Origin of the sequence: Pantoea sp. SM3, from assembly GCF_000963995.1 — a bacterium.
Classification (GTDB): Bacteria; Pseudomonadota; Gammaproteobacteria; order Enterobacterales; family Enterobacteriaceae; genus Pantoea; species Pantoea rwandensis_B.
This window is the reverse complement of sequence record NZ_JZRD01000039.1, coordinates 108146-133067: the sequence shown is the minus strand read 5'-3', so window position 1 is coordinate 133067 and position 24922 is coordinate 108146. Positions and strand designations below refer to the sequence as shown.

General features: G+C 54.5%; 26 protein-coding genes. 8 read left to right on the top strand and 18 right to left on the bottom strand.

All coding sequences use genetic code 11. The annotated features are described in order from the left end of the window. Positions 1–346: 346 nt before the first annotated feature. On the top strand, positions 347–778 hold the full coding sequence (locus VI01_RS21075) for a GNAT family N-acetyltransferase (protein ID WP_034829026.1): 432 nt from the start codon (positions 347–349) through the stop codon (positions 776–778). Here VI01_RS21075 and VI01_RS21070 read toward each other — a convergent pair. After that, complete coding sequence (locus VI01_RS21070) at positions 756–2111, bottom strand: PLP-dependent aminotransferase family protein (RefSeq protein WP_045816521.1); 1356 nt, start codon at positions 2109–2111, stop codon at positions 756–758. The two genes, VI01_RS21075 and VI01_RS21070, sit on opposite strands and share 23 nt — an antisense overlap. Positions 2112–2246: 135 nt before the next feature. Here VI01_RS21070 and VI01_RS21065 point away from each other — a divergent pair, with 135 nt between their 5' ends. From VI01_RS21065 to tatE, 6 genes are all read left to right on the top strand, one after another. Beyond that, positions 2247–3206 (top strand): ABC transporter substrate-binding protein, encoded by a 960-nt coding sequence (locus VI01_RS21065; RefSeq protein WP_045816520.1) that lies wholly within the window; start codon positions 2247–2249, stop codon positions 3204–3206. 2 nt (positions 3207–3208) lie between these two features. Then, positions 3209–4003 (top strand): deaminated glutathione amidase, encoded by a 795-nt coding sequence (locus tag VI01_RS21060; RefSeq protein ID WP_034829032.1) that lies wholly within the window; start codon positions 3209–3211, stop codon positions 4001–4003. A 21-nt stretch (positions 4004–4024) separates the two neighbouring features. Beyond that, on the top strand, positions 4025–4912 hold the full coding sequence (locus tag VI01_RS21055; protein WP_045816519.1) for an ABC transporter substrate-binding protein: 888 nt from the start codon (positions 4025–4027) through the stop codon (positions 4910–4912). Continuing rightward, positions 4909–5859, top strand: coding sequence for an amino acid ABC transporter permease (locus tag VI01_RS21050; RefSeq protein WP_045816518.1), 951 nt, complete (start codon positions 4909–4911; stop codon positions 5857–5859). The genes VI01_RS21055 and VI01_RS21050 overlap by 4 nt, the downstream gene beginning before the upstream one ends. Then, positions 5856–6626 carry an amino acid ABC transporter ATP-binding protein gene (locus VI01_RS21045; RefSeq protein WP_045816517.1) on the top strand — a complete coding sequence of 257 codons (771 nt, stop codon included), beginning with the start codon at positions 5856–5858 and terminating at the stop codon, positions 6624–6626. Before VI01_RS21050 ends, VI01_RS21045 begins: the two co-directional genes overlap by 4 nt. A gap of 107 nt (positions 6627–6733) precedes the next feature. Beyond that, the gene (tatE, locus tag VI01_RS21040) at positions 6734–6937 is read left to right on the top strand and encodes a twin-arginine translocase subunit TatE (RefSeq protein ID WP_034829040.1); all 204 of its coding nucleotides are present in this window, start codon (positions 6734–6736) and stop codon (positions 6935–6937) included. A gap of 132 nt (positions 6938–7069) precedes the next feature. Here the strand turns inward: tatE and lipA are convergent, their stop codons facing one another. The 13 genes from lipA to leuS form a co-directional block, all read right to left on the bottom strand. Further along, complete coding sequence (gene lipA, locus VI01_RS21035; RefSeq protein WP_038648336.1) at positions 7070–8035, bottom strand: lipoyl synthase; 966 nt, start codon at positions 8033–8035, stop codon at positions 7070–7072. 176 nt (positions 8036–8211) lie between these two features. Next, positions 8212–8862 (bottom strand): lipoyl(octanoyl) transferase LipB, encoded by a 651-nt coding sequence (gene lipB, locus VI01_RS21030; RefSeq protein WP_038648333.1) that lies wholly within the window; start codon positions 8860–8862, stop codon positions 8212–8214. Between the two features lie 69 nt (positions 8863–8931). After that, the gene (gene ybeD / locus VI01_RS21025; RefSeq protein ID WP_034829045.1) at positions 8932–9195 is read right to left on the bottom strand and encodes a DUF493 family protein YbeD; all 264 of its coding nucleotides are present in this window, start codon (positions 9193–9195) and stop codon (positions 8932–8934) included. Positions 9196–9354: 159 nt separating this feature from the next. Then, positions 9355–10566, bottom strand: coding sequence for a D-alanyl-D-alanine carboxypeptidase DacA (dacA, locus tag VI01_RS21020; RefSeq protein WP_034829047.1), 1212 nt, complete (start codon positions 10564–10566; stop codon positions 9355–9357). 122 nt (positions 10567–10688) lie between these two features. Beyond that, a complete protein-coding gene (gene rlpA / locus VI01_RS21015) occupies positions 10689–11795 on the bottom strand; it encodes an endolytic peptidoglycan transglycosylase RlpA (protein WP_045816516.1) in 1107 nt (368 codons plus the stop codon). Positions 11796–11805: 10 nt separating this feature from the next. Further along, a complete protein-coding gene (gene mrdB, locus VI01_RS21010; protein WP_038650220.1) occupies positions 11806–12918 on the bottom strand; it encodes a peptidoglycan glycosyltransferase MrdB in 1113 nt (370 codons plus the stop codon). Positions 12919–12926: 8 nt separating this feature from the next. Then, on the bottom strand, positions 12927–14831 hold the full coding sequence (gene mrdA, locus VI01_RS21005; protein WP_038648321.1) for a peptidoglycan DD-transpeptidase MrdA: 1905 nt from the start codon (positions 14829–14831) through the stop codon (positions 12927–12929). Positions 14832–14865: 34 nt separating this feature from the next. Continuing rightward, a complete protein-coding gene (rlmH, locus tag VI01_RS21000) occupies positions 14866–15336 on the bottom strand; it encodes a 23S rRNA (pseudouridine(1915)-N(3))-methyltransferase RlmH (protein ID WP_038648318.1) in 471 nt (156 codons plus the stop codon). A 3-nt stretch (positions 15337–15339) separates the two neighbouring features. Further along, on the bottom strand, positions 15340–15657 hold the full coding sequence (rsfS, locus tag VI01_RS20995) for a ribosome silencing factor (RefSeq protein ID WP_038648315.1): 318 nt from the start codon (positions 15655–15657) through the stop codon (positions 15340–15342). A gap of 91 nt (positions 15658–15748) precedes the next feature. Beyond that, on the bottom strand, positions 15749–16393 hold the full coding sequence (gene nadD, locus VI01_RS20990; protein ID WP_045816515.1) for a nicotinate-nucleotide adenylyltransferase: 645 nt from the start codon (positions 16391–16393) through the stop codon (positions 15749–15751). Continuing rightward, positions 16386–17417, bottom strand: coding sequence for a DNA polymerase III subunit delta (holA, locus tag VI01_RS20985; RefSeq protein WP_045816514.1), 1032 nt, complete (start codon positions 17415–17417; stop codon positions 16386–16388). Before holA ends, nadD begins: the two co-directional genes overlap by 8 nt. Then, positions 17414–18013, bottom strand: a complete 600-nt coding sequence (lptE, locus tag VI01_RS20980; RefSeq protein WP_045816513.1) for an LPS assembly lipoprotein LptE — start codon at positions 18011–18013, stop codon at positions 17414–17416. The genes holA and lptE overlap by 4 nt, the downstream gene beginning before the upstream one ends. A gap of 14 nt (positions 18014–18027) precedes the next feature. After that, positions 18028–20610 carry a leucine--tRNA ligase gene (gene leuS / locus VI01_RS20975; RefSeq protein WP_038648304.1) on the bottom strand — a complete coding sequence of 861 codons (2583 nt, stop codon included), beginning with the start codon at positions 20608–20610 and terminating at the stop codon, positions 18028–18030. Between the two features lie 343 nt (positions 20611–20953). Between leuS and VI01_RS20970 the strand changes: the two genes are divergently transcribed. Next, positions 20954–21436 (top strand): zinc ribbon-containing protein, encoded by a 483-nt coding sequence (locus tag VI01_RS20970; RefSeq protein ID WP_038648301.1) that lies wholly within the window; start codon positions 20954–20956, stop codon positions 21434–21436. 85 nt (positions 21437–21521) lie between these two features. Here VI01_RS20970 and VI01_RS20965 read toward each other — a convergent pair whose 3' ends face one another. The 4 genes from VI01_RS20965 to VI01_RS20950 form a co-directional block, all read right to left on the bottom strand. Further along, positions 21522–22247, bottom strand: a complete 726-nt coding sequence (locus VI01_RS20965; protein ID WP_038648298.1) for an amino acid ABC transporter ATP-binding protein — start codon at positions 22245–22247, stop codon at positions 21522–21524. Then, the gene (gltK, locus tag VI01_RS20960) at positions 22248–22925 is read right to left on the bottom strand and encodes a glutamate/aspartate ABC transporter permease GltK (RefSeq protein WP_045816512.1); all 678 of its coding nucleotides are present in this window, start codon (positions 22923–22925) and stop codon (positions 22248–22250) included. It lies immediately after the preceding gene. After that, positions 22925–23665 (bottom strand): amino acid ABC transporter permease, encoded by a 741-nt coding sequence (locus VI01_RS20955; RefSeq protein WP_045816511.1) that lies wholly within the window; start codon positions 23663–23665, stop codon positions 22925–22927. Before VI01_RS20955 ends, gltK begins: the two co-directional genes overlap by 1 nt. 161 nt (positions 23666–23826) lie before the next feature. Beyond that, positions 23827–24720 (bottom strand): glutamate/aspartate ABC transporter substrate-binding protein, encoded by an 894-nt coding sequence (locus VI01_RS20950; RefSeq protein ID WP_045816510.1) that lies wholly within the window; start codon positions 24718–24720, stop codon positions 23827–23829. Between the last annotated feature and the right edge of the window lie 202 nt (positions 24721–24922).

The following is a 24922-nucleotide window of genomic DNA, read 5'->3' as shown; positions in this document are numbered from 1 at the left end:
GAATTTTGAAAACCCGCCTAATGGCGGGTTTTTTTTGTCCTTTTTACATGTGCCACCAGGTCAGGGAATAGCCCAACACGGCCGCCATGGCGACGAAAAGCGCCATCACTTCATTGTAGCTACGTGGAATCAGGTTTTTCATGTGCGCGCCCCAGAGATGTATTTCATTCAGCATCGCAAAGCCAGGTTAAGCCAACCTTAAGCCGTGATGACAGTCTGATGACAGGGCACATTCTGCGGCGTATTTCACAGAACCTGGCAGTAACATTCTCATAACAATCCTTACTTGCAGCTTTTTACGCAACAACGCTATATAACTGCATGCAAGGACTCATGAGGAGGCAGGATGAATATACGTCAGGCACTGGCAAAAGACAGTTTTGCCCTGAGTGCGCTGTTAACCGAACTGGGTTACAGCGGCACAGAAAAGTTTATTGATACGCGTCTGGCGCAGTTATGCAGCCATCCCGACGAAATTTTATTGGTGGCAGAACACGGTAATCAGGTTCTGGGGTTTCTCTCTTTGCACTTTATCCCCCAACTGGCGCTGCCCGGTGATTTCGCCCGCATCAGCTATTTTTGCATTGCGGAAGGCGAGCGCAGTAAAGGCAGTGGCCAGCAGCTGCTCAGCCATGCCGAGCAGTTAGCGCGGGAGCGGGGTTGCGATCGCATGGAAGTGCATTGTCACGCTTCCCGCCTTAAAGCCAACCAGTTCTACTCGCGTGAAGGCTATGTGGAATCTCCGCGTTATCACATCAAAGATCTGGGCTCGCTTTAAGTTCACGCCCGGTGGCGATGACCAGCGCGTCAGCAATGCTTTCAAGCTGATCAAACGGGAGCAGCGAAGCACTGACGCGAATAAACGGCTCGCCGTTGAGGCAGCAGCGTTCTCCCGGCAGTACGGCGATGCCGCGGGCTGCCAGGGTGATCATGGCGTACTGCTCTGATTCCACCGGGATCTGCACACTCAAGCCATCTCGTTCTTCCAGCACCACTCCGCGTTTTGCCAGTGCCGCCAGTAACTGCTGGCGACGCTGCGCGTAAACGGTCTTCGCCTGTTGAATGCTCTGCTGTGTGGCCTCATCGGTGAGCATCCACGCCACCGCATCCTGCAAGATACGGCTGGTCCAGCTGACGCCGAAATTACGCCACGACTGCAGCCGTTTCACCATGTCTGCCGTCGCGGATAACGCCGCCAGGCGCAGATCGGGACCATAGGCTTTGGAAAAAGAGTGAACGTGAATGACCCGCTCCGGGAAGTGAAAACCCAGGCTCCAGGCCGGCCAGCGCGACAGATCGCCAATGCCATCATCCTCGACAATCATCGTGTTACTGTTCGCCAGCACCCGTGCCAACTCGGCACTGCGACGCTGTGTCACGCTGTAGCCGGTGGCCGAATGCGTGCGCGGCTGATAGATAAACATCGCCGGTGATTTTTGCAGATGTGCGGCCAGCGCCGTGGGGATCGGCCCCTGATCATCACAGGGTAGCGGCAAAATTTCTGCGCCGATATTCTCCAGCATATCCAGCAAACGCGTAGCGGTGGGATTTTCAATCACTACCCGATCGCCCGGCGACAGTAACGTTTGCACAATCAAATTCATGGCATCAAAGCCGCCGTCAGTGGCCAACCAGGCTTCCGCCGAATAGGGCCAGCATGGGCTGATGGCCGCTTGCAATTGCGGGGAGATCGCTTCGCGTTGGTAGCTGTTTAGCTCAGGCGAAGCAATGCCGGCGAGGATCGCCCGCTGGAGATCGGGGAGCAGCGCCGGATCGGGTGATGCCATGGCCAGTGAGGCACGGATGTTCTCGCCATAGTTGCCAATCTTCTCAAATCGGATGGGGCGTGGCAGCACGCTGTTGCCACACACCCAAACGCCACTGCGTCCTTTACCCGCCAGTACTTTCTGCTTCTTCAGCTGCGCCCAGGCAGCAGAAACGGTTGCCGGACTGACGCCCAGCCGCTCCGCCAGTTCGCGCACCGCAGGCATTTGCATACCGACAGCGATTTGGCCGTCCCGAATTAACGTTGAGGCGGTCAGCGTTATTCCCTTTACCGAAGCATCATCTATTTGTTGGCTAAGCCACTCGACATCTACCGTTTGCGTCATAAGAAAATCATTTGTTCAGTAACAAAGAATTTATTGTTCAGATTAGTATTCGCGTTTTAGACTCAAATTCAAGCACTATTTGCTGAATATTTAAACAGCGCCAGATCTCTGGCCGAAAACGGGGAAAGCACAATTATGGTAACCATCAGACTGGCGGTGCGTGACTGGGATTATTTCACCCCGCTGGCACTCGGCGACATCAAACCAGAAGGCTTCACGCTGGAGATTGACCGCGTGGGCACGCTGGTTGATAACCTCGCGACCAGCGACAAATACGATGCGGGTGAAGTGTCATTCAGCCGCTATGCTCAGGCATGTGCCAGAGGTGATAACGCACTACTCGGCCTGCCGCACTTCCTGATGCGCGGCTTCCGCCAGCGCTGCATCATCACTACCGCTGACAGCCCAATTACCACGCCCGCACAGCTGAAAGGCAAGAAAATCGGGGTGACCGGCTGGCAGGATTCTGGCAATACCTGGACGCGTACCGTGCTGCGTGAGGCTGGCGTGGAGATCGATGATGCGTACTGGTTTGCCGGGCGTTTGACTGAAGAACATCCGATTGTTGATCGCCTCGCAGGCTTCGGTCGTCCGGGCCGCATTGAGCCGGCACCGGGTGAGCGCCCGCTGATCGAACTGCTCAAGGCCGGTGAACTGGATGCGGTGTTCACGCCCTTTATGCCGGAAGGTTTCTTCCTGAAGAATTCTGGCCTGCGCCAATTGCAAAACGACTTTGTGACCGCCGAGCGCGACTACTTTAACCGCGTCGGCTACGTACCGGGCATCCATCTGCTGGCGATGAAACCGGCACTGGCGGAAATGCACCCCTGGCTGCCGCAGGCGTTGAGCGAAATCATCGATCGTTCGTACCAGATGTGGATGCAGAAACGTGAGAAATACGCCGACACCACACCGTGGCTGCTGGATGATTTGCGACGTACCGCGCAGGAATTACCGGCGGACTGGAATCAAAACGGATTCTCCGCTAACAAAAAGATGATCGCCGATTTTGCTAACGAGCTGTTCCAGCAAGGCTTGACCAAAACATTACTGACGCCGGAAGCGATTTTCCCGGCAGCAGTGCAAGGGGAGTGAAGATGAAAGTTGCAATGGGGCAGTTTGCTGTCAGCCGCGAATGGCAGGAAAACACCGATATCTGCATCGGTTTAATGAACAATGCACTGGCTGGAGGCGCGGATTTACTGGTCCTGCCAGAAGGCGTGCTGGCGCGTGATATTGCCGACCCTGATTTGGTACTTAAAGCCGCACAGCCGTTGGATGGCCCTTTCATCACACAGTTGCTGGCGGTCAGTAAGGGCAACGATTTAACCACCATGATGAGCGTGCACGTGCCGACAGAGGGCAACAAAGCGCTCAACGTGCTGATTGCCATTCGCAACGGTGAACTCATCGCCGCCTACGAAAAGCTGCATCTTTATGATGCGTTTGCGATGCAGGAGTCGCAGCGCGTAAATCCAGGCAATGAAATCCCACCGCTGGTGGAAGTGGCGGGGATGAAAGTGGGTCTGATGACCTGCTACGACGTGCGCTTCCCGGAGCTGGCGCGCCGTCTGGTACTGGACGGTGCGGATGTGCTGGTGTTGCCTGCCGCCTGGGTGAAAGGCCCGCTGAAAGAGATGCATTGGGAACTGCTGTGTACTGCACGCGCACTGGAGAACACCTGTTACATGGTGGCGGTGGGCGAATGTGGCCCGCGCAATATCGGCAACAGTCTGGTCATCGATCCCCTCGGCGTCGCGATTGCCAAAGCGCCAGAGTCGGCGGCACTGGTCTTCGCCGACCTCGACCCACAACGTATTGCTTACGCACGTAGCGTACTGCCGGTGCTGGAAAACCGCCGTTTTGCTCGTCCTGAACTGAAACCACTTTGATAGATTTTGGGGAACTGGCTCATGAATAAACTAACAACAGCAATAACGTTGGCGCTGGGGCTGACGGTCAGCGCGGTGCAGGCAGCGGAAACTATTCCAACGCAGAAAGTTGATCAGGCGCTGCATGACCGCCTGCCAGCAGAGATTAAAAGCGCCGGAAAAATGATTTCGGTAAACAACGGATCGTTTCCTCCTTATGAGATCGTGAACGGTCCACATTCGATGGACGGCGCCTCTGCTGACCTGACGAATGCTTTGGCTCAATTGCTGGGTGTGAAAATTGAACATGCCACGGTCAGCGGTTTGTCGGGCGTTTTAGCTGGCATTAACTCGGGCCGTTATCAGATGGCGATTGGGCCGATTGGCGACTATCCCGATCGTCAGCAGAAAGTCGACTTCATCGATTTTGTGCAGGAGTTCGTGGTGTTCGGCGTGCAGAAGGGCAATCCAGCGAAAATTAACGGTCTGGAAGACACCTGCGGCAAGCGTATTGCCGTGATGGCAGCCGGTTCAGCTGAGCAGGTGATTCGTAAGCAGTCGGATGCCTGCGTTGCAGCGGGCAAGCCTGCGGTGGTGGTGCAATCCTTTACCGATCAGCCTTCATCGATTCTGGCGGTGCGCTCTAAGCGTTCTGATGCATTCTTCTCTTCTCAGGCGCCGCTGACCTACTTTATCGAGCAGGCCAATGGCCAGCTGGAGCTTTCCGGTAAAGGACAGAAAAACGGCTTTGGCGACATTTTCCAGGGCACGGTCGTACCAAAAGGTTCTGATCTGGGCAACGTGGTACTGGATGCTTACAAAGAGCTGTTCGCGAACGGCACCTACGCGGCGATCATGAAAAAGTGGAAACTCGACGGCAATATCTTGCAGCAGCCGGGTCGTAATCTGGCGCAGGGGACAGCAAAATGAATCCGGTCACCCACAATACGCGAGCCAGGGATAAGGCCAACGTGCAACAGCGCGATGTCGCTTTCGCCCGCAGTGCGCCCACTTATGGACGCTGGATCTCATGGATTGTGGTACTGGTGATCGCAGCCAACTTTCTCTGGCTGGTGGCGACCAATCCCAATTTTGAATGGAAAGTGGTGTTGCAGTGGTTTACTGAAGGCTCAGTGATGAAAGGGCTGCAGGTGACGCTCGGGCTGACGGTGGTCTCCATGATCCTCGGTACGCTGCTGGGCCTGTTGCTGGCGGTATGGCGTCTTTCGGAAAACAAACTGCTGAGCGGCATCTCGTCGCTCTACATCTGGTTTTTCCGGGGTACGCCACTGCTGGTGCAGCTGATCTTTTGGTACAACCTGTCGACGCTGTTTCCAACCCTTTCGATTACCGTCCCCTGGACGGACATCACCTTCGCCAGCTGGAATACCAACGATCTGATTACACCGCTGACTGCTGCGTTTGCTGGTCTGGCGTTGAATGAAGCGGCGTACATGGCCGAGATTATCCGCGCCGGGCTGTTGTCGGTGGATCAGGGGCAGGTGGAAACCACACAGGCGTTTGGCATGAGTCGCAGCCGTGCGCTGCGCCGCATTATTATTCCGCAGGCGATGCGATCCATCATTCCGCCGACCGGTAATCAGCTGATCAGTATGATTAAAGCGACCTCGCTGGTGAGCGTGATAGCCATGGGCGATCTGCTTTACTCGGTGCAGGCCGTCTATAACCGCACCTTTGAAATTATCCCGATGCTGATGGTCGCCGTGATTTGGTATCTGCTCATCACTTCGATCCTGAATATTGGGCAGTCCGCTATCGAACGCTACTACGCACGCGGCACCAAACGTACCGTGGTGAACAAGCGCCGGACAGACACGGCTGTAGCAGCCACACATCAGCTGAAGGAGGATGTATGAGTGAGATTCAGCCGCTGGTATCTGCGCGCAATGTCCAGAAGAGTTATGGCGATAATGAAGTATTGAAAGGGATCGATCTGGATGTGTTTCCCGGTGAAGTGGTGGTGATTCTCGGGCCATCAGGCTCGGGCAAATCGACCTTACTGCGCTGTATTAACCATCTGGAAGATATGAACGCTGGCTCCATCATGGTCGGTGAAGAGCAGATTGGCTACGAATTGAAGCGTGGGATTCTGCATCGTCTGTCGGCACGGCGGATTGCTCACCAGCGTCAGAAGATCGGCATGGTGTTTCAGCAATTCAACCTCTATCCACACATGACCGTGCTGCAAAACATCATTGAAGCGCCCATTGGTGTGCATAAGTTTCCTCGCCAGGAAGCGTTGCAGCATGCGCGCGAACTGCTGACGACGGTGGGATTGAGTGACAAAGCCGATGCGTGGCCACGTCACCTTTCCGGCGGCCAGCAGCAGCGCGTGGCGATTGCTCGCGCTTTAGCCATCAAACCAGCGTTGATGCTGTTTGATGAGCCAACTTCCGCACTGGACCCCGAACTCGTGGGGGAGGTGTTGGCGACGATGCGCACGCTGGCTGATCGCGGTCTGACCATGATCGTGGTGACACATGAGATTGGCTTTGCACGTGAGGCGGCGGACCGGGTGGTATTTATGGATGGCGGCGTAGTGGTAGAGCAGGGGACACCGGAGCAGGTGATCGGTAATCCACAGCACCCGAGAACGCAGGCATTTTTGAGCCGCTTCATTTAATGTTGCGCGGATGTTGATCGTAATCTGTTACAGATTCCAGTTGTGACAGCTGATAAACTGCGCGTTAATAGTCATGTCTGTTTTTCGCTAAGGTTGAAAGGTAAAGTATGGAAGGTTTCAGCATTGCCAAACTGCTGATCATCGGTGCACTTATTGTACTGCTGTTTGGTACCAACAAGTTACGTTCACTGGGTGGTGATCTGGGTTCCGCCATTAAAGGCTTCAAGAAAGCCATGAAAGACGATGAATCCACCGCAACCAAGAGCACCGCTGAAGAAGCGCCGGCTGAACGCGTGAGCCACAAAGAGTAATCCGACTTTTAACGTCAATAAGTGTAAATATTTATGACGTTGATAAAAAAACCAGACTGCTTCCAGTCTGGTTTTTGTTTTTGGGCGCAGGTTAAAACAGCCTGAGTGCGGGCATCACACCCGCAACACCGATTATTTCACTTCCAACCCTTTAGCCTGCATATCCGCATGATAAGAAGAGCGGACGAACGGGCCACAGGCCGCGTGAGTAAAGCCCATTGCCATGGCTTCTTCTTTCATCTCATCAAACTCTGCCGGGCTAACATAACGCTGTACCGGCAGGTGATGGCGGCTTGGCTGCAAATACTGGCCGAGTGTAAGCATGGTGACGCCATGACGACGCAGATCACGCATGACTTCAACGATTTCCGCATTGGTTTCGCCCAATCCGACCATCAGGCCAGATTTGGTCGGCACATCCGGATGCGCTTCTTTAAAACGCTCCAGCAGCTTCAGTGACCAGTCGTAGTTGGCACCAGGACGCACCTGGCGATAAACGCGCGGCACGTTTTCCATATTGTGGTTGAACACATCTGGCGGCGTGGCGGTAAGGATTTCCAGCGCACGATCCATACGACCACGGAAGTCAGGCACCAGAGTTTCAATTTTGATGGTAGGGCTTTTTTCGCGAATCGCAGTGATGCAATCAGCAAAGTGCTGGGCCCCGCCGTCGCGCAGATCGTCGCGGTCAACCGAGGTGATCACCACATAACGCAGCGCCATATCGGCAATGGTTTGTGCCAGTTTCAGCGGTTCGTTGGCGTCAGGCATATTTGGACGGCCGTGGGCGACGTCGCAGAACGGGCAACGACGTGTACAAATCGCGCCGAGGATCATAAAGGTGGCGGTGCCGTGGTTAAAACATTCAGCGAGGTTAGGGCAGGAGGCCTCTTCACACACCGAGTGCAGACCATTTTTGCGCATGGCGGCTTTGATACCCTGAATGCGGCTGGAATCCGCAGGCAGTTTGATCTTCATCCACTCCGGCTTACGCAGAATCTCTTCACGCTCGACCATCACGGTTTTCACCGGAATCAGCGCCATTTTGTCGGCATCGCGATACTTGACGCCACGTTCCATCTGAATTGGTTTACTCATAAATCTGCAGGTTCCGGTCGGGATTGCGATTTGAAAGCTTCCTCACTCAAACTGAGAACCAGGCTTTCAACTTTATTTGAAAATATGGCAAAAATTATATCATTTCGTCTGCGCATAAGCAGCCGATATGCGAGCGCTAAAGTTACAATTTTGTAAATGAGCACAGACAGTCAAGGTCAGACCGCTGCATCATTTTGCCATTCCAGTTGGGTGAAACCAGTTAAACGGGCGAAATGTTGTACCAAACGGGGTTGTACGTCGGCGGTTGTGACGCCCGGCTGTTTTTCACTTAACTGCGTCATACGCATACCGGCATAACCGCAGGGATTGATGCGCAGGAAAGGCGCCAGGTCCATCGCCACATTCAACGCCAGACCATGGAAAGAGCACCCTTTACGAATACGAAGGCCTAACGAGCACACTTTGTCATCGCCGATATAGACGCCGGGTGCGTCGGCACGCGCACGCGCAGCGATACCATAATCCGCCAGGGTGGCGATCACGGTTTCCTCCAGCGCAGTGACCAGATCCCGGACACCGATTTTGTGACGTTTAATATCAATCAGCACGTACATCACCTGTTGCCCAGGCCCGTGATACGTCACCTGACCGCCACGATCGCTCTGCACTACCGGAATATCTCCCGGCATCAGCAGATGTTCGGCTTTGCCTGCCTGGCCCTGGGTAAACACCGGATGGTGTTCCACCAGCCAGATTTCATCGGCGGTGCTGCTGTCACGTTGATCGGTAAACTGATGCATCGCATCGGAGACAGGTTGCCAGTCGCGCTGGCCCAGTTGACGAACAAGAAGCGTGTTAGCTGACAAAGCGGAGGTCCGGTAAAGAGTGGAGGGCTGAGTATAACGCTGGCAAAGCCGCCTTTGCCAGCGCGGGTATTACAGTACCATGCGCACGATATCGATGTTACCCAGTTCTTCATACAGGGTTTCTACCTGTTCGATATGCGTTGCGGTGATGGTGATAGAAACCGAATGGTAGTTACCTTTGCTGCTGGGTTTCACCGCCGGGGTATAGTCGCCGGGGGCGTGGCGCTGTACCACTTCAACCACTTGATCAACCAGCTCCGGTTGCGCCAGACCCATTACTTTATAGGTGAAGGGGGTAGGGAATTCGAGCAGTTCATTCAGTTTGGTTTTCATGTTGGCTCCGGTGCTTAAAATTGAGAAGAGAAGCCCGCAGGCCGCCCCTACAACAGGTGATGCATAAAAATCGATAAGGGAGGCTTTCCAGCCTCCCCTATACGTTTGAAACGGGGGTTTCTAATTATATGGTATCAGACAGACGATTTTTCAAGCGTCTTAGCCAAACCAGTGATGGAACATCAGTTTGATGTAATCAATGATACGGCTGAAGAAACCGCCTTCCTGCACTTCGTTCAGGACCACCAGTGGACGCTGTTCAATGGTTTTGCCATCCAGCTGGAAGTTGATGCTGCCCACAACCTGATTTTTCTGCAGCGGCGCATGCAGTTCGGTATTGGTCAGCACATAGCTGGCTTTCAGGTCTTTCATACGGCCGCGTGGAATGGTCAGGTAGGCATCTTTTTCAACGCCCAACTGGACACGATCGCTGTTACCAAACCAGACCGGCTCAGAAGCAAACTCTTTGCCTGCTTTCAGTGGTGCCACGGTCTCGAAGAAACGGAAGCCCCAGGTCAGCAGCTTTTTGCTTTCGGTTTCGCGACCTTTGTAGGTGTGACCGCCCATAACCGCAGAGATCAGACGCATCTGGCCTTCAGTGGCAGAAGCCACCAGGTTGTAACCTGCCGCATCAGTGTGACCGGTTTTGATGCCGTCCACGTTCAGGCTGGTATCCCACAGCAGACCATTGCGGTTCATCTGTTTGATATTGTTGAAGGTGAACTCTTTTTCACGGTAGACCGAGTATTCGTCCGGGACATCACGAATCAATGCCTGGCCGATCAGCGCCATATCACGCGCTGAGCTGTACTGGCCTTCTGCATCCAGGCCGTGCACGGTCTGGAAGTGGGTGTTTTTCAGGCCCAACGCGCCAACGTAGTTATTCATCAGGCTAACAAACGCATCCTGGCTGCCGGCAACGTAATCAGCCATCGCCACACAGGCATCATTCCCTGACTGCAACACGATGCCGCGCGTCAGTTGAGAAACCGGTACGCGATCGCCTGGCTTCAGGAACATCAGTGACGAGCCTTTGAACACCGGATTACCGGTGGCCCATGCATCTTTACCAACGGTGACGATATCATCGTTATGGATTTTGCCTGCTTTGACCGCCTGACCAATCACATAGCTGGTCATCATTTTGGTCAGACTGGCGGGATCGCGGCGCGCATCGGCGTTCTTTTCCGCCAGGACTTTGCCGGAATTGGCATCGATCAGCACATAAGCTTCAGCATCGATTTCCGGGACGCCCGGGATCATCGTCTTAAGGTTAACATCGTCCGCAAAGGCGGCATGGCTGAGAGAAAGGGCGACCAGTGATCCCACTGTCAGGCGTTTCAGAAAACGAGAGGGTTTCAGCGTATTCATGTTAAGGACTACAACATCCGTGGGCTAAGAGTGAAAAAAGTGCCTTACTATAGCAAACGCCCGATCGAGCGACATCTTGCTTTGCAAATCAGTTTCAGCAGTAAAGGTAACTGCCCGTAACATTACGGGCGGGCAGTGGTAATAAATGAGCTCATCTGTGCTTCAGTGGTCAGTCGCTGTTGTAACGCAGCGGCTTCTGCCCGGCTGCTGTACCCGCCGAGTTGAATACGATAAACGTTGCCATTGACTTCCACATTGCCGGGGACGCCAAAACGTTTACCCAGGCTGGTCGCCAATTGACGGGCGCGCGCTGCATCATTGACTGCCCCGACCTGTACCACATATCCACCGGCGGTACGCGTACTCTGGTTCACGGGTGCAGTGCTGGCTGGAGCAGAAACCGATGCCGCAGCCGGTGCAGCGGACGTTGATTGCGCAGGCGTGGCGGCCGGTTCACTGCCTTCCAGTACGCCGTTGGCTAAAGGCTGAGGTGCGCCGAGGAAGCCGCTGCTCTGTACCGGGGCACCCAGGCCACCGTTGCTCTGTAGGGTACTGTTATCGACTGCGCGAACATCCTGCGGCGCAGGCGCTGGCGTCGTATTGGCGCTGCCACCCATCATCACCATGCCGCCGTTAAGATCCGGACGGGCGGGCAGGGCGTAGCTCTGCTTCGCCACGGTGGTGCCAATAGTACCCGGGCCAGAAACGGAACCATCCGGGGCGACTTTGATGTAATCCACACGCACACGCGAATTATTGGAGATATTCAAACGGTCGCCTGCCGCACGAGACAGGTCAATGATGCGGCCGGGCGTATACGGGCCACGGTCATTAACACGCACCACAATCTGGCGGCCATTAGCGAGGTTAGTGACGCGCACATAACTTGGCAATGGCAGCGTGGGATGTGCCGCAGTTAAGGCATCCGGGTCGTAAGCTTCGCCGATCGCCGTGCGATTACCTTGCGCTTCTGCACCGTACCAGGTGGCCAGTCCGACTTCGCTGTAGTTCGAAGGATCTTTGATCACGCGATAATTTTTGCCATTAACGCTGTAATCCTGGCTGGTAGAAGGATTGATGGGTTCATAGCGCGGTTCAACGCCCGGGATTTCCACCACCGGGCCATTATAGGCCGGCTGCGGTGGCGCAGTATTACTCTGCTGTTCCGGTGCGGAACAGGCAGCCAGTACCAATGATGCCAGTGCAACCCCAAGCCAATCCTTACGCATGTGCAGCCTCTTAAACGCTTTTAGATAACATTTTTCGATGAGTATGGATCGACATCACGATGCCAAATCCGGCCATTAATACAATCAACGCCGACCCGCCGTAGCTCACCAGCGGCAGCGGAACACCGACCACGGGTAAGATACCACTTACCATACCAATGTTAACGAAAACATAGACGAATAAAATCAACATCAAACCGCCGGCCATCACGCGACCGAACGTGGTTTGCGCGCGCGCCGCAACAATCAGGCCGCGCAAAATCAGCAGCAGATACAGTACCAGTAACACTAATACGCCGACCAGACCGAGCTCCTCTGCCAGTACCGCAAAGATAAAGTCGGTGTGGCGCTCGGGCAAAAACTCCAGTTGTGACTGGGTGCCATGCAGCCAGCCTTTGCCACGTAAACCCCCGGATCCAATCGCAATCTTGGACTGAATAATGTGATAACCGGCGCCGAGCGGGTCACTCTCAGGATCGAGCAGCATCATCACGCGGTCGCGCTGATAATCATGCATCAGGAAGAACCACAGCACCGGAATAAAGGCCGCCACCAGTAGCACCGCCACGGCGATCAGCTTCCAGCTCATGCCCGACAGGAACAGCACAAACAGGCCGGATGCGGCGATCAGAATCGAGGTGCCGAGGTCAGGCTGTGCCGCTACCAGCAGCGTCGGCATGAAGATCAGCACCAGCGCGATACCGGTGTTTTTCAGCGTGGGTGGACAGACATCGCGGTTAATAAATCGCGCCACCATCAGCGGAACCGCAATCTTGGCTATCTCGGAGGGCTGGAAACGCACAAAGCCGAGATCGAGCCAGCGCTGAGCCCCTTTACTGATATGGCCAAAGGCATCCACCGCCACCAGTAATATCACGCAGACAATGTAGAGATAGGGCGCCCAACTTTCATACACGCGCGGCGGCACCTGTGCCATGACCAGCATGATGATCACGCCCATGGCGATCTGACCGAGTTTACGCTCCATCATGCCGGGATCCTGACCGCTGGCGCTCCAGATGACGATGGCGCTGTAAGCCAGTAGCGCAAGGATGATCAGCATAAACAGGGGATCGATATGGATACGCGTCCAGATCGATCTTTTCTGCGGACTATCGTTCATGGACATCTTTATTCACCTTCGTAGCCAGGCGGCGTCGGTGCGGCTTCAGGCAGCACGGTATTGTTGTCGCCTAACATTATGTGGTCGAGAATCTGACGCATCACCGTACCCACTGCCGGGCCGGCACCGCCGTTCTCCAGAATCATGGTCACGGCAACGCGCGGTTTATCGTAAGGCGCGAATGCCGTCATTAACTTATGGTCACGCAAGCGTTCAGCAATTTTATGCGCGTTATAGGTTTCGTTCTCTTTCAGACCGAATACCTGCGCAGTACCGGATTTCGCAGCGATTTTGTAAGGTGCATCGGCAAAACTCTTGTGCGCCGTCCCGTTCGCGCGGTTGGCCACGCCGTACATGCCATCTTTAGCAATTTCCCAGTATCCCGAGTGGATATCGCCAATCGGCGCATCCGGCGGCTGACGATACGGCACCATGGTTTGGCCTTCACGGGTGGCGCGCAGTAAATGCGGCACTTTGATGATGCCGTCATTGATCAGAATCATCATGGCTTTGTTCATCTGCACCGGCGTTGCCGTCCAGTAACCCTGACCAATGCCCACCGGAATGGTGTCACCCTGATACCAGGGCTTCTTAAAGCGCTTTAGCTTCCACTCACGCGTTGGCATGTTGCCGGGACTTTCCTGCGGCAAATCAATACCGGTGCGATGGCCATAGCCAAATTTGGTCATCCACTCTGACAGGCGATCAATACCCATATCGTAGGCGACCTGATAGAAGAAGGTATCGGCAGATTCTTCCAGCGATTTGGTGACATTCAGACGGCCGTGTCCCCATTTTTTCCAGTCGCGGTAGCGCTTTTCCGAACCGGGCAATTGCCACCAGCCGGGGTCAAACAGGCTGGTATTGCGGTTAATCACCCCGGCACTCAGCGCAGAGACGGCAACATAAGGTTTCACCGTTGAAGCTGGCGGGTAGGATGCTTGTAACGCGCGGTTATACAGCGGACGATTCTCATCGCTCAGCAGGGCTTTGTAATCCTTGCTGGAGATGCCATCAACAAACAGATTGGGGTCGTAGCTGGGTGTGGACACCAGCGCCAGAATTTCACCAGTGCGTGGATCGCTGACCACGACGGCGGCGCGGCTGCCGGTCAACAGGGTTTCGATATACTGCTGCAGTTTCAGGTCAACGGTCAGATAGATATCACGGCCGGCCTGTGGAGATTGCTCATGCAGCTGACGGATCACCCGGCCACGGTTGTTAACTTCAACCTCTTCATAGCCGGTTTTGCCATGTAGCACATCTTCGTAATAGTTTTCGATACCGAGCTTGCCGATATCATGCGTCGCGGCATAGTTAGGCCATTTACCTTCATCATCGAGGCGTTTAACGTCACGATCGTTAATTTTAGAGACGTAGCCCACCACATGCGTCAGCGTCTGACCGTAGGGATAATAGCGGCGCTGATAACCTTTCACTTCCACACCGGGGAAGCGGTACTGATTGACGGCAAAGCGCGCCACCTGCACTTCGTTGAGTGCGATTTTAATCGGAATGGAGGTGAAACGACGTGAGCGCTTACGCTCTTTTTCAAAGGCGTCGAGATCGTCGTCCGTCAGATCCAGCACCGGGCGCAGATCCTGCAGCGTCTGCTTCAGGTCATCGACTTTTTCGGGCACCAGTTCAGCCTGGTAAATGGTGCGGTTCAGCGCCAGCGGGACGCCGTTGCGATCAAAGATGATGCCGCGGCTGGGCGCGACGGGCACCAGCTTGATGCGGTTCTCATTGGAACGGGTGCTGTAATCGTCAAAACGCAGAATTTGCAGATGATAGAGGTTGACCACCAGCACGCTGGAGAGCAGGAAAATGCCAACAAAAGCCACCAAAGCCCGGCGGACAAAGAGTTTCTGTTCTGCAGTGTAATCGCGAAAGGCGTTGCTCTGTAATTTCATCCGCTGCGTTTATTGTCTGGAGGTTGTCAGGCGTTTATTCACGGTGATAAGGATGATTCGTGGTGATGCTCCAGGCACGATACAGGCTTTCGGCTACCAGCACACGCACCAGCGGGTGAGGCAACGTCAACGTGGACAGCGACCAGCTTTGCTCGGCAGCGGCTTTACAGGCCGGCGCCAGTCCTTCCGGACCGCCAATCAACAAGCTGACATCGCGGCCATCTTGTTTCCAGCGCTCAAGCTGTTGCGCCAGCTGTGGGGTTTCCCACGGCTGCCCTGGAATATCCAGCGTGACGATGCGGTTGCCTTTGCCGACGGCCGCTAACATCGCTTCACCCTCTTTTTCCAGGATGCGCTTGATGTCCGCGTTCTTGCCGCGTTTACCCGCAGGCACTTCGGTCAGTTCAAACGGCATATCCTTGGGGAAGCGGCGCAGATACTCCATGAAACCGGTCTGAACCCAGTCAGGCATTTTGGTGCCGACGGCCACAAGCTGCAGTTTCAAGGCTTAGCTCCAGAGCTTTTCCAGCTCATACAGCTGGCGGCTCTCTTCCTGCATCACGTGTACGATCACTTCGCCAAGATCAACGACGACCCAATCAGCGGCAGCTTTACCATCAACGCCCAGCGGTTTTAAACCCGCGGCACGGGATTCCTGAACCACGTGATCGGCGATCGAAACCACATGACGCGTCGACGTGCCGGTGCAGATGATCATGCAATCGGTGATGCTCGATTTGCCCTGAACATCCACAGCAATGATGTCCTGGCCTTTAATATCGTCAATCTTATCAATAACGAAATCTTGGAGTGCTTTACCTTGCAAAAGGTTCCCCTTAAAAACAGGTGATTACGAGAAGGCTGAATGCCCGGAAAACATAGCCTAAAATGAAGCGGCGCAGTATAGCATGCAACGATCAACCGCGATATAAGCCAGCGCGATCGATGTAGTCGATAACCGCATCGGGCAGCAGATCGGTGCAGGATTGCCCCAGGTGACGACGCTGGCGTATTTCCGTGGCGGAGATGTCGAACAGCGGCGTATCAGCCAGCCAGATATGACCTGCCGGTGCATGATGCAACTGTTCTGCGTGCTGTGCACGATGCGCATCCAGCCACTGCTGCATCTCAGGAGTTTCCATCTGTGTCGCATAGCCCGGTCGCTGGCACACCAACAGATGGCACAGAGAGAGGAGATCCTGCCAGCGATGCCATTTGGCTAACGTTAGCAGAGAATCTTGTCCGATGATAAACCCGAGGGGCTGTTCTGCTCCGCGTTCCGCACGGAGTGCTTCAAGCGTTGCGACCGTCCATGACGGCGTATCCCGTTCCAGCTCGCGCGTATCAATATCAAACAGGGGGCGGGTTGCAATCGCGCAGCGCAGCATTTCCACGCGCTGCCGGGCACTGGCTTCAGGCTGTGGCCGATGTGGTGGCACGTTGTTGGGCAGCAGCGTGACCTTTTTCAGCCCCACCTGCTGCGCCAGTGCTTCCACCGGGCGCAGATGTCCAAAGTGGATTGGGTCGAAGGTGCCGCCGAACAGCGCGTAGAGTTTAGACATCAGTAAAGCTTAGGGGAAAATCGCGGTGGCATAGCAGCAGCGACAATGTCTCGAGCTGCGGCCAAAGGTTCTGACCGTAATCCTGCTTCATGGTCAGCTCCAGTTCGGCGAGCAGATGCACCGCGCGTTGCAGACGACGTGCATCAAGGCGTTGCAGCGCATCGGTAAACAGCGCGCGGCGGTTCTGCCAGATGCGTTGTTGATCCATCAGCGCTCGCAGACCCTGTTTACCCTGATTGCGTTGCAAATGCAGCAGCGTCAATAGATCACGTTGCAGAGAACGCAGCAAAATCACCCCTTCAGCATCCTCTTTTTCCAGCTGATGCAGAATATGCAGGGCACGTTTGCTTTTTCCCGCCAACAGGGCATCCACCCAGTGGAAAGGGGTAAAGTGCGCAGCGTCATTCACCGCGTCCTCTACCCGGGGCAGAGTGAGCTTGCCATCCGGCCACAGCAGTGACAGGCGCTCCAGCGCCTGCGCCAGCGCCAGCAGGTTGCCTTCATAGCAGTAGCACAGCAGTTGAATCGCCGCGTCATCAACACTCAGCTTCATGGCTTTGGCGCGGCTCGCGACCCAGCGCGGCAGCTGCGCTTGTTCGGGTGTCTGGCAGGGAACCAGCACGGCATGGGCGCTCAGCGCTTTAAACCAGGCGCTGTTTTCCTGCGCTTTGGTCAGTTTTGCCATGCGCAGCACCAGCAGGATATCGCTGTGCAGCAGGCTGGCGAGTTTGATCAGTTGCTCGGCCATCGCTACATTGGCACCGTTTTCTGGCAGTTGCAGCGTTAAGGTCTGGCGTTGTGTGAACAGGCTGAGTGCCTGACAGCTGGCAAAGATCGCATCCCAGTCGGTTTGCGCATCAATAGTGACAGTGAAGTGTTCTTCAAAGCCTTGAGAAGAGGAGGCCGCACGAATGGCGTCGGCACTTTCCTGAATCAGCAGCGGTTCATTGCCGGTCAGAAAATAACAGGCGCGCAGCCCCTCACGAAGCTGCGCGCTCAGTTGTTCAGGATAAATCCTGATCATTGCAGACTGGTTGCTGACGAAGAGGACACTTCTGGTGAATTCTCACCTGGTGCGATGATCTCCGGCTGTGGCAACGTGTCTTTGTTGCTTTCCTGCGCGGCATGAACCGTTAACAGTTTACGCACCAGTTGCTCGGCGGCACGCTGACGCATCTCCTGCACGATCATGTCTTGCTCGGCATCCTTCGCCAGTGCGGCATTCGGGTTGTCGAAGAAAGAACGGTACACGGTGGTGCTGATCGGGTAGATGCCTTTGCCCGGGATCAGAACCTGCGCGGTCACTGTCATCACCAGTGAATACTCAGCAGTGGTGCCGCTGATAAACACTGACGCGGTATCACGTCCCTGGACCTCTACGCCTAAGCGCAGAGTCGGGTATTTGGCACTGGCCTGTTTGCTGTCATCAACGATGGTGACATCATTGATACGCAGTTGCTGGCGCACGGTGCGCGCCAGTGGACCATAAGGGTCGCCACTCTGGACGATCAAAGTTTTCATCTCGTTTGGCACCATGGTGGTGCCGCGCGGGTGAAAACCACAGCCTGCGGTGATCATCACCGCAAGTAGGACAAACAGCCTGATAATCAGTTGTCGCACAGTTCCTCCTGAACTTAACCTACGACCAGGTTAAGCAGTTTGCCAGGGACATAAATCACTTTACGAAGTGTGACGCCTTCCAGATATTTCGCCACAATGTGCTCCTGCGCAGCACGCGCCTGAACCTGCTCCTGCGTAGCATCCGGCGCAACGGTAATCTTGCCGCGCACTTTGCCATTCACCTGTACAACGACCAGCAGTGAATCTTCTACCATCGCGGATTCATCTGCAACCGGCCAGCTGGCTTCATCTACGTTACCTTCTCCACCCAGCGCCTGCCACAGCACATAGCTGGCATGCGGCGTGAACGGATAGAGCAGACGAACGACCGCCACCAGCGCTTCCTGCATCAGTGCGCGATCTTGCTCGCTCTCCTGTGGGGCACGAGTCAGCTTGTTCATCAACTCCATGATGGCAGCGATAGCGGTGTTGAACGTCTGGCGACGACCCACGTCATCGGCCACCTTGGCGATGGTTTTGTGCAGATCGCGACGCAGCGCTTTCTGATCGTCGTTCAGTGCATTGAGGTCCAGCGCCACGGTGGCACCCTTCGCCACGTGTTCGTAGGCCAGTTTCCACACGCGCTTCAGGAAGCGGTTCGCACCTTCGACACCAGATTCCTGCCATTCCAGCGTCATTTCTGCTGGTGAAGCAAACATCATGAACAGACGCACGGTATCGGCACCGTAACGTTCAACCATCAGCTGTGGATCGATGCCGTTGTTTTTCGACTTGGACATCTTGCTCATGCCGGCATAAACCACTTCGCGGCCTGCGTTGTCGACAGCCTTAACAATACGACCTTTTTCATCGCGCTCAACGCTAACATCAACCGGAGAAACCCAGTTACGCTCGCCGCTCGCGCCGGTGTAATAGAACGCATCGGCCAGTACCATGCCCTGACACAGCAGACGTTTGGCTGGCTCATCAGAGTTCACCAGGCCCGCGTCACGCAGCAGCTTGTGGTAGAAGCGGAAGTACATCAGGTGCATGATGGCGTGTTCGATACCACCGACATACTGATCCACTGGCAGCCAGTAGTTCGCGGCGGCAGGATCCAGCATGCCTTCGTTGTAGTTGGCACAGGTGTAACGCGCGTAATACCAGGATGACTCCATAAAGGTGTCAAAGGTATCAGTTTCGCGCAGCGCTGGCTGGCCGTTAACCGTGGTTTTTGCCCACTCAGGATCGGCTTTGATCGGGCTGGTGATACCGTCCATCACCACATCTTCTGGCAGAATCACTGGCAGCTGATCTTCTGGTGTTGGCATCACCGTGCCGTCTTCCAGTGTCACCATTGGGATTGGCGCACCCCAGTAACGCTGACGGGACACACCCCAGTCGCGCAGACGATAGTTGACTTTACGCACGCCAACGCCTTTCGCCGCCAATGCATCAGCAATGGCGTTGAAGCCTGCCTGATGATCCAGACCGTTGAACTCACCCGAGTTGAACAGCGCGCCTTTATCGGTCATCGCTGCTTCGCTCAGATCAGGCGTTGAACCATCCAGATTCAGGATCACTGGCTTGATGTTCAGGTTGTACTTGGTGGCGAACTCCCAGTCACGCTGGTCATGCCCTGGAACTGCCATGACTGCGCCGGTGCCGTATTCCATCAGGACAAAGTTAGCGACCCAGACCGGGATCTCTTCGCCCGTCAGCGGATGGATAGCAAACAGGCCGGTGGCCATGCCTTTCTTCTCCATCGTCGCCATATCCGCTTCAGCCACTTTTGTGGTGCTGCACTCGGCGATAAAATCAGACAACGCAGGGTTGCTGGCCGCAGCCTGGCGCGCCAGTGGGTGACCGGCTGCCACCGCAACGTAGGTCGCACCGAGGAAGGTGTCCGGACGTGTGGTGTAAACCGTTAATTTCTCTTCGCTGTATGCCACATCGAAAGTGATTTCCACGCCTTCAGAACGACCAATCCAGTTACGCTGCATGGTTTTGACCGTTTCAGGCCAGTCTTCCAGCTTATCCAGATCGTTGAGCAGCTCTTCCGCGTAAGCGGTGATTTTCACGAACCACTGAGGAATCTCTTTGCGTTCAACTTTGGTGTCACAGCGCCAGCAGCAGCCGTCGATAACCTGTTCGTTAGCCAGCACGGTTTGGTCATGTGGGCACCAGTTCACCGCTGAGGTCTTTTTGTAGACCATGCCTTTTTCATACAGCTTGGTGAAGAACCACTGTTCCCAGCGATAGTACTCTGGCTGGCAGGTCGCCAATTCACGGCTCCAGTCATAGCCAAAGCCCAGCAGTTTGAGCTGGTTCTTCATGTATTCGATGTTGTCATAAGTCCATGGTGCGGGCGCGGTGTTGTTTTTTACCGCAGCGCCTTCGGCTGGCAGACCAAACGCATCCCAGCCAATCGGCTGCAGGACATTTTTACCCAGCATGCGCTGATAGCGCGCAATCACATCGCCGATGGTGTAGTTACGCACGTGGCCCATGTGTAGGCGGCCAGAAGGATAGGGCAGCATAGAAAGGCAGTAGTATTTCTCTTTGCCTTCCTGCTCGGTCACTTTAAAGGTTTCGTTTTCGTCCCAGTGCTGTTGGACGCGGGATTCTATCTCTTCCGGGCGGTATTGCTCTTGCATGGCTGCCTGTGGTCCTTTATGAAAATCGTTAACCCTGAATAGTTCGCGTCACAGGAAGGCGGCAAAGGTGTGAATACACTCGCGCTTAACGAAGTAAGCGATGGCGTGAACACGTGCAGCCAACGCACCTGCGACTTGAAGTATGACGGGTTCGCATACATTTAGATCCGCATAGCATACCCATAAGGCTCTTCCTCAACAACATTTCACGCCCCGGCAGAGCGGATTTCTACTCATTGCGCCGCCGCTTTCACCCTTTTGCGATTTACTCCGCTTTCGTCACGGCAAATATGACAGAACAGCTAAACTTACTATCAGCTAATCCCGCGGAAAGGAGAACAAAATGAATAACGTGGCGCAGGAGTATCGTGCAACGATAGCGGCATTAACCCAGCGGCTGGAGCAGGGCGAGCGTGATGTTGATGCCCTGGTTGCTGAGGCACGGCAGGATTTATTAGCGAAAAAGACGCTGACCTCTTCTGAAGTGAATGAGGTGATGCGGGCAGTCAGGCGCGATCTACATGAATTCGCGCTCAGCTATCAGGAATCTTCAGATGTGCTCGGTGACTCCGTATTTTTGCGCGTGATTCGCGAGAGCGTGTGGAAAGAACTGGCGGATATCACTGACAAAAGCCAGTTAGAGTGGCGCGAAGTGTTTCAGGATCTACGACATCACGGTGTTTATCAAAGCGGTGAAGTGGTGGGATTGGGCAACCTGGTGTGTGAGAAGTGCGGTTTTACCCGGGCGATCTATACACCGGAGAGCTTAACGCGCTGCCCGGAGTGTGGACACGATCATTTCCAGCGTCAGCCTTTTGAACCTTAATGAGCAGAAAACCCTAAGATGAATCGCGCCGCTGCGTGCGTGATGGGAAATCACAGCCATGCAGCGGCGCGATGGATGGCGCTAATTAATGCAGGATCTTCGCGAGGAAGTCTTTTGCGCGGTCGGACTGCGGGTTATTAAAGAAGTCATCTTTGTTAGTGTCTTCGACAATTTTCCCTTCATCCATAAAGATCACGCGATTGGCCACTTTGCGCGCAAAGCCCATCTCGTGCGTCACCACCATCATGGTCATGCCTTCGTTCGCCAACTCCACCATGACGTCCAGCACTTCGTTGATCATCTCTGGGTCAAGCGCAGATGTCGGTTCGTCAAACAGCATCGCGATGGGATCCATACACAGCGCACGGGCAATCGCCACACGCTGTTGCTGGCCGCCCGAGAGCTGTCCAGGGAACTTCTCCGCATGCGCAGCCAGACCAACACGCGTCAGCAGCTTGAGACCCTTCTCACGCGCAGCGGCTTTATCACGCTTTAACACCTTGACCTGCGCCAGCACCAGGTTATCGACAATGCTCAGATGCGGGAACAGTTCGAAGTGCTGGAACACCATACCGACCTTGCTGCGCAGTTGCGCCAGGTTGGTTTTCTTGTTGTTCACTTCGGTACCGTTTACCTGAATGCTGCCTTCCTGCACCGGTTCCAGACCATTCACCGTTTTAATCAAGGTTGACTTACCTGAGCCGGACGGTCCACAGACCACCACCACTTCACCTTTTTTTACTTCGGTGGAGCAGTTGGTCAGCACCTGAAAGTGACCATACCACTTAGAAACATTTTTCAGGCTAATCATTTAAACCGTCCTCTTTCTTTTCAGATAGCTAACCAACAGCGAAGCGCTCAGGCTGATCACAAAATAGACCAGACCGGCAAACAGAACCATTTCAACCTGGGTACCGTCACGTTCGCCAATCGTCGAGGCGGTACGGAAGAAGTCAGCCAGGCTTAACACATACACCAGCGACGTATCCTGGAACAACACAATGCCCTGCGTCAGCAGCAGTGGCACCATGGCGCGGAACGCCTGCGGCAGGACGATCAATTTCATTGATTGCCAGTGCGTCATACCCAACGCCAGCGCAGCATTCGACTGTCCGCGTGAGATGCTCTGGATACCCGCACGGATGATTTCCGAATAGTAGGCCGCTTCAAACAGTGCAAAAGCGATCATGGCGGAAATCAGGCGAATGTCAGTTTTGGGGGAAAGTCCCAATACCTGTTGCAGTAATGCAGGCACCACCAGATAGAACCACAGCAGCACCATCACCAGCGGCACGGAGCGGAACAGGTTGACGTACAGCTTAGCGAACCAGCGAATCGGCGCGAACGGCGACAGACGCATCACGGCCAGAATCGTGCCCCAGATAATGCCGAACACCACGGCGACGGCGGTAATCTTGAAGGTGATGATCAAGCCATTCCACAAATAGGGCAGGCTGGGAGGAATCGAACTCCAGTCAAAATCGTACATTATTTGCCTCCCAGATTGCCGGGCAGGCGAATTTTACGTTCTACCAAACTCATAATCAGCATGATCACCAGGTTAATACCCACGTAAGCCAGGGTAATGGCGGTGAAGGATTCATAGGCGTGCGCCGAGTAGTCGAGCAACTTACCGGCCTGCGCCGCCATATCCACCAGACCAATGGTCGAAGCGATGGCCGAGTTTTTCACCAGGTTCAGCATTTCCGAGGTCATCGGCGGCACAATCACGCGATAGGCATTAGGCAGCAGCACGTAGCGATAAGTTTGCGGCAGCGTCAGTCCCATCGCCAACCCTGCGTTTTTCTGACCGCGTGGCAGTGATTGAATCGCGGCACGGACCTGTTCGCAAACACGGGCAGCAGTGAACAAGCCGAGGCAAATGGTTGAGGAAACAAAGAACTGAATATTGGGGGCCAGTTCTGCTTTAAACCACATCCCCAGTTTTTCGCCAACCAGTTCTGGCGCCACCAGATACCAGAAGAAGAACTGGACGATCAGCGGGATATTACGAAACAGTTCCACGTAGCAGGTACCAATGGTCGACAGCAGTCGATTGGGCACGGTACGCAGAATGCCAAAGAAGGAACCTACCAGGAAGGCGATAATCCAGGCGCAGCAGGAAACCGCAACGGTAACCTGAAATCCGGACCACAGCCAGCCGAGGTAGGTCGTATTGCCGAACGGGGCCTGTTGTAAAAAGATGCCCCAGTTCCAATCGATACCCATAACGAGCTCCGGTAAAAAAAGGGTAGCGAGGCTACCCATAAGATTGTTGAGCGGTGTCTTGCGTTCTGCTTCAGGGGAACGACCTGTTGCAGTCTGTCTGTCCGCACCGCGTGTTCAGCAATCGAGAGGGCAGCCTAACTGCCCTTGTTTTCATTGTTAATTCAGAGTGCTTTGTCGTTTGGTGCTTTGAACAGCGCCTGCATATCTGGAGACAGTTCGAAGTTCATGTTCAGATTCTTCGGTGGAATCGGCTGTTTGAACCAGGTATCGAACCACTTAGCGGCTTCACCCGAGGTCTGCGCTTTCGCGATAGTTTCATCCATCAGCTGTTTGAACTGCGGGTCTTCTTTACGCAGCATGCAGCCGTAAGCTTCTTTTGACTGTGGAGTGCCGGTAATTTCCCAGTTATCTGGTTTCTTCGCTTTGGCACGTTCACCCGCCAGCAGGGCATCATCCATCATAAAGGCCACGGCACGACCGGTTTCCAGCGTACGGAAAGAATCGCCATGGTCTTTGGCGCTGATGATGCGCATGTCCATTTTCTTCTCATCGTTCAGCTTGTGCAGCAGAACTTCAGAAGTGGTACCAGAGGTCACGACAACGGTTTTGCCTTTCAGGTCCGCGAAATCTTTGATGTCGCCACCTTTTTTCACCAGCAGACGCGTACCGATGATAAATACGGTATCGGAGAAGGCGGCTTGCTGCTGACGCTCCAGGTTGTTGGTGGTAGAACCACATTCAAAATCGTAAGTGCCGTTCTGCAGCAGTGGGATACGGTTCTGAGAGGTGATCGGCAGCATTTTTACCTGAAGATCAGGCTTGTTCAGTTTGGCTTTGATCGCCGCTACGATGGCATTTGAGTAGTCTTGTGAATAGCCAACCACTTTTTGCTGGTTGTCGTAGTAAGAAAAGGGAACTGATGACTCACGATGCCCAACGACGATCACGCCGCTATCATTAATTTTTTTCAGGGTGCCGGTGAGATCTTCCGCCTGGGCCGCTCCCGCTGCTGCTCCCAACAGCAGAAGAGATAATGCCACTTTGCGTGTCTGCATGTTCCTACTCCTTTGAATGGATGTCGCGCAGAACATAAACTGCGCATATTGTGATGTTGTGTGTATTTCGTGCTGCTTTTTTAGTTATCCCTTAGCGCAACTGCGCGCAGGATAGTGATTAACATAGCGAATTGTTAACGCAATGAAACAAAAAAGTTTGTTTTTTGCGAGCCGCTCCGCACCATTAAGAGGCAATGAAAAG

Bases quoted from the DNA above. Each gene is read 5' to 3' on its own strand.
- VI01_RS21075 (WP_034829026.1), top strand. From the start codon at position 347: ATGAATATACGTCAGGCACTGGCAAAAGACAGTTTTGCCCTGAGTGCG.
- VI01_RS21070 (WP_045816521.1), bottom strand. From the start codon at position 2,111: ATGACGCAAACGGTAGATGTCGAGTGGCTTAGCCAACAAATAGATGAT.
- leuS (WP_038648304.1), bottom strand. From the start codon at position 20,610: ATGCAAGAGCAATACCGCCCGGAAGAGATAGAATCCCGCGTCCAACAG.
- tatE (WP_034829040.1), top strand. From the start codon at position 6,734: ATGGAAGGTTTCAGCATTGCCAAACTGCTGATCATCGGTGCACTTATT.
- nadD (WP_045816515.1), bottom strand. From the start codon at position 16,393: ATGTCTAAACTCTACGCGCTGTTCGGCGGCACCTTCGACCCAATCCAC.
- mrdB (WP_038650220.1), bottom strand. From the start codon at position 12,918: ATGAACGATAGTCCGCAGAAAAGATCGATCTGGACGCGTATCCATATC.
- ybeD (WP_034829045.1), bottom strand. From the start codon at position 9,195: ATGAAAACCAAACTGAATGAACTGCTCGAATTCCCTACCCCCTTCACC.
- gltK (WP_045816512.1), bottom strand. From the start codon at position 22,925: ATGTACGATTTTGACTGGAGTTCGATTCCTCCCAGCCTGCCCTATTTG.
- VI01_RS21045 (WP_045816517.1), top strand. From the start codon at position 5,856: ATGAGTGAGATTCAGCCGCTGGTATCTGCGCGCAATGTCCAGAAGAGT.
- holA (WP_045816514.1), bottom strand. From the start codon at position 17,417: ATGATCAGGATTTATCCTGAACAACTGAGCGCGCAGCTTCGTGAGGGG.
- VI01_RS20970 (WP_038648301.1), top strand. From the start codon at position 20,954: ATGAATAACGTGGCGCAGGAGTATCGTGCAACGATAGCGGCATTAACC.
- rlpA (WP_045816516.1), bottom strand. From the start codon at position 11,795: ATGCGTAAGGATTGGCTTGGGGTTGCACTGGCATCATTGGTACTGGCT.
- VI01_RS21050 (WP_045816518.1), top strand. From the start codon at position 4,909: ATGAATCCGGTCACCCACAATACGCGAGCCAGGGATAAGGCCAACGTG.
- lipA (WP_038648336.1), bottom strand. From the start codon at position 8,035: ATGAGTAAACCAATTCAGATGGAACGTGGCGTCAAGTATCGCGATGCC.
- VI01_RS20950 (WP_045816510.1), bottom strand. From the start codon at position 24,720: ATGCAGACACGCAAAGTGGCATTATCTCTTCTGCTGTTGGGAGCAGCA.
- VI01_RS21055 (WP_045816519.1), top strand. From the start codon at position 4,025: ATGAATAAACTAACAACAGCAATAACGTTGGCGCTGGGGCTGACGGTC.
- VI01_RS20965 (WP_038648298.1), bottom strand. From the start codon at position 22,247: ATGATTAGCCTGAAAAATGTTTCTAAGTGGTATGGTCACTTTCAGGTG.
- dacA (WP_034829047.1), bottom strand. From the start codon at position 10,566: ATGAATACGCTGAAACCCTCTCGTTTTCTGAAACGCCTGACAGTGGGA.
- VI01_RS21065 (WP_045816520.1), top strand. From the start codon at position 2,247: ATGGTAACCATCAGACTGGCGGTGCGTGACTGGGATTATTTCACCCCG.
- VI01_RS20955 (WP_045816511.1), bottom strand. From the start codon at position 23,665: ATGGGTATCGATTGGAACTGGGGCATCTTTTTACAACAGGCCCCGTTC.
- VI01_RS21060 (WP_034829032.1), top strand. From the start codon at position 3,209: ATGAAAGTTGCAATGGGGCAGTTTGCTGTCAGCCGCGAATGGCAGGAA.
- mrdA (WP_038648321.1), bottom strand. From the start codon at position 14,831: ATGAAATTACAGAGCAACGCCTTTCGCGATTACACTGCAGAACAGAAA.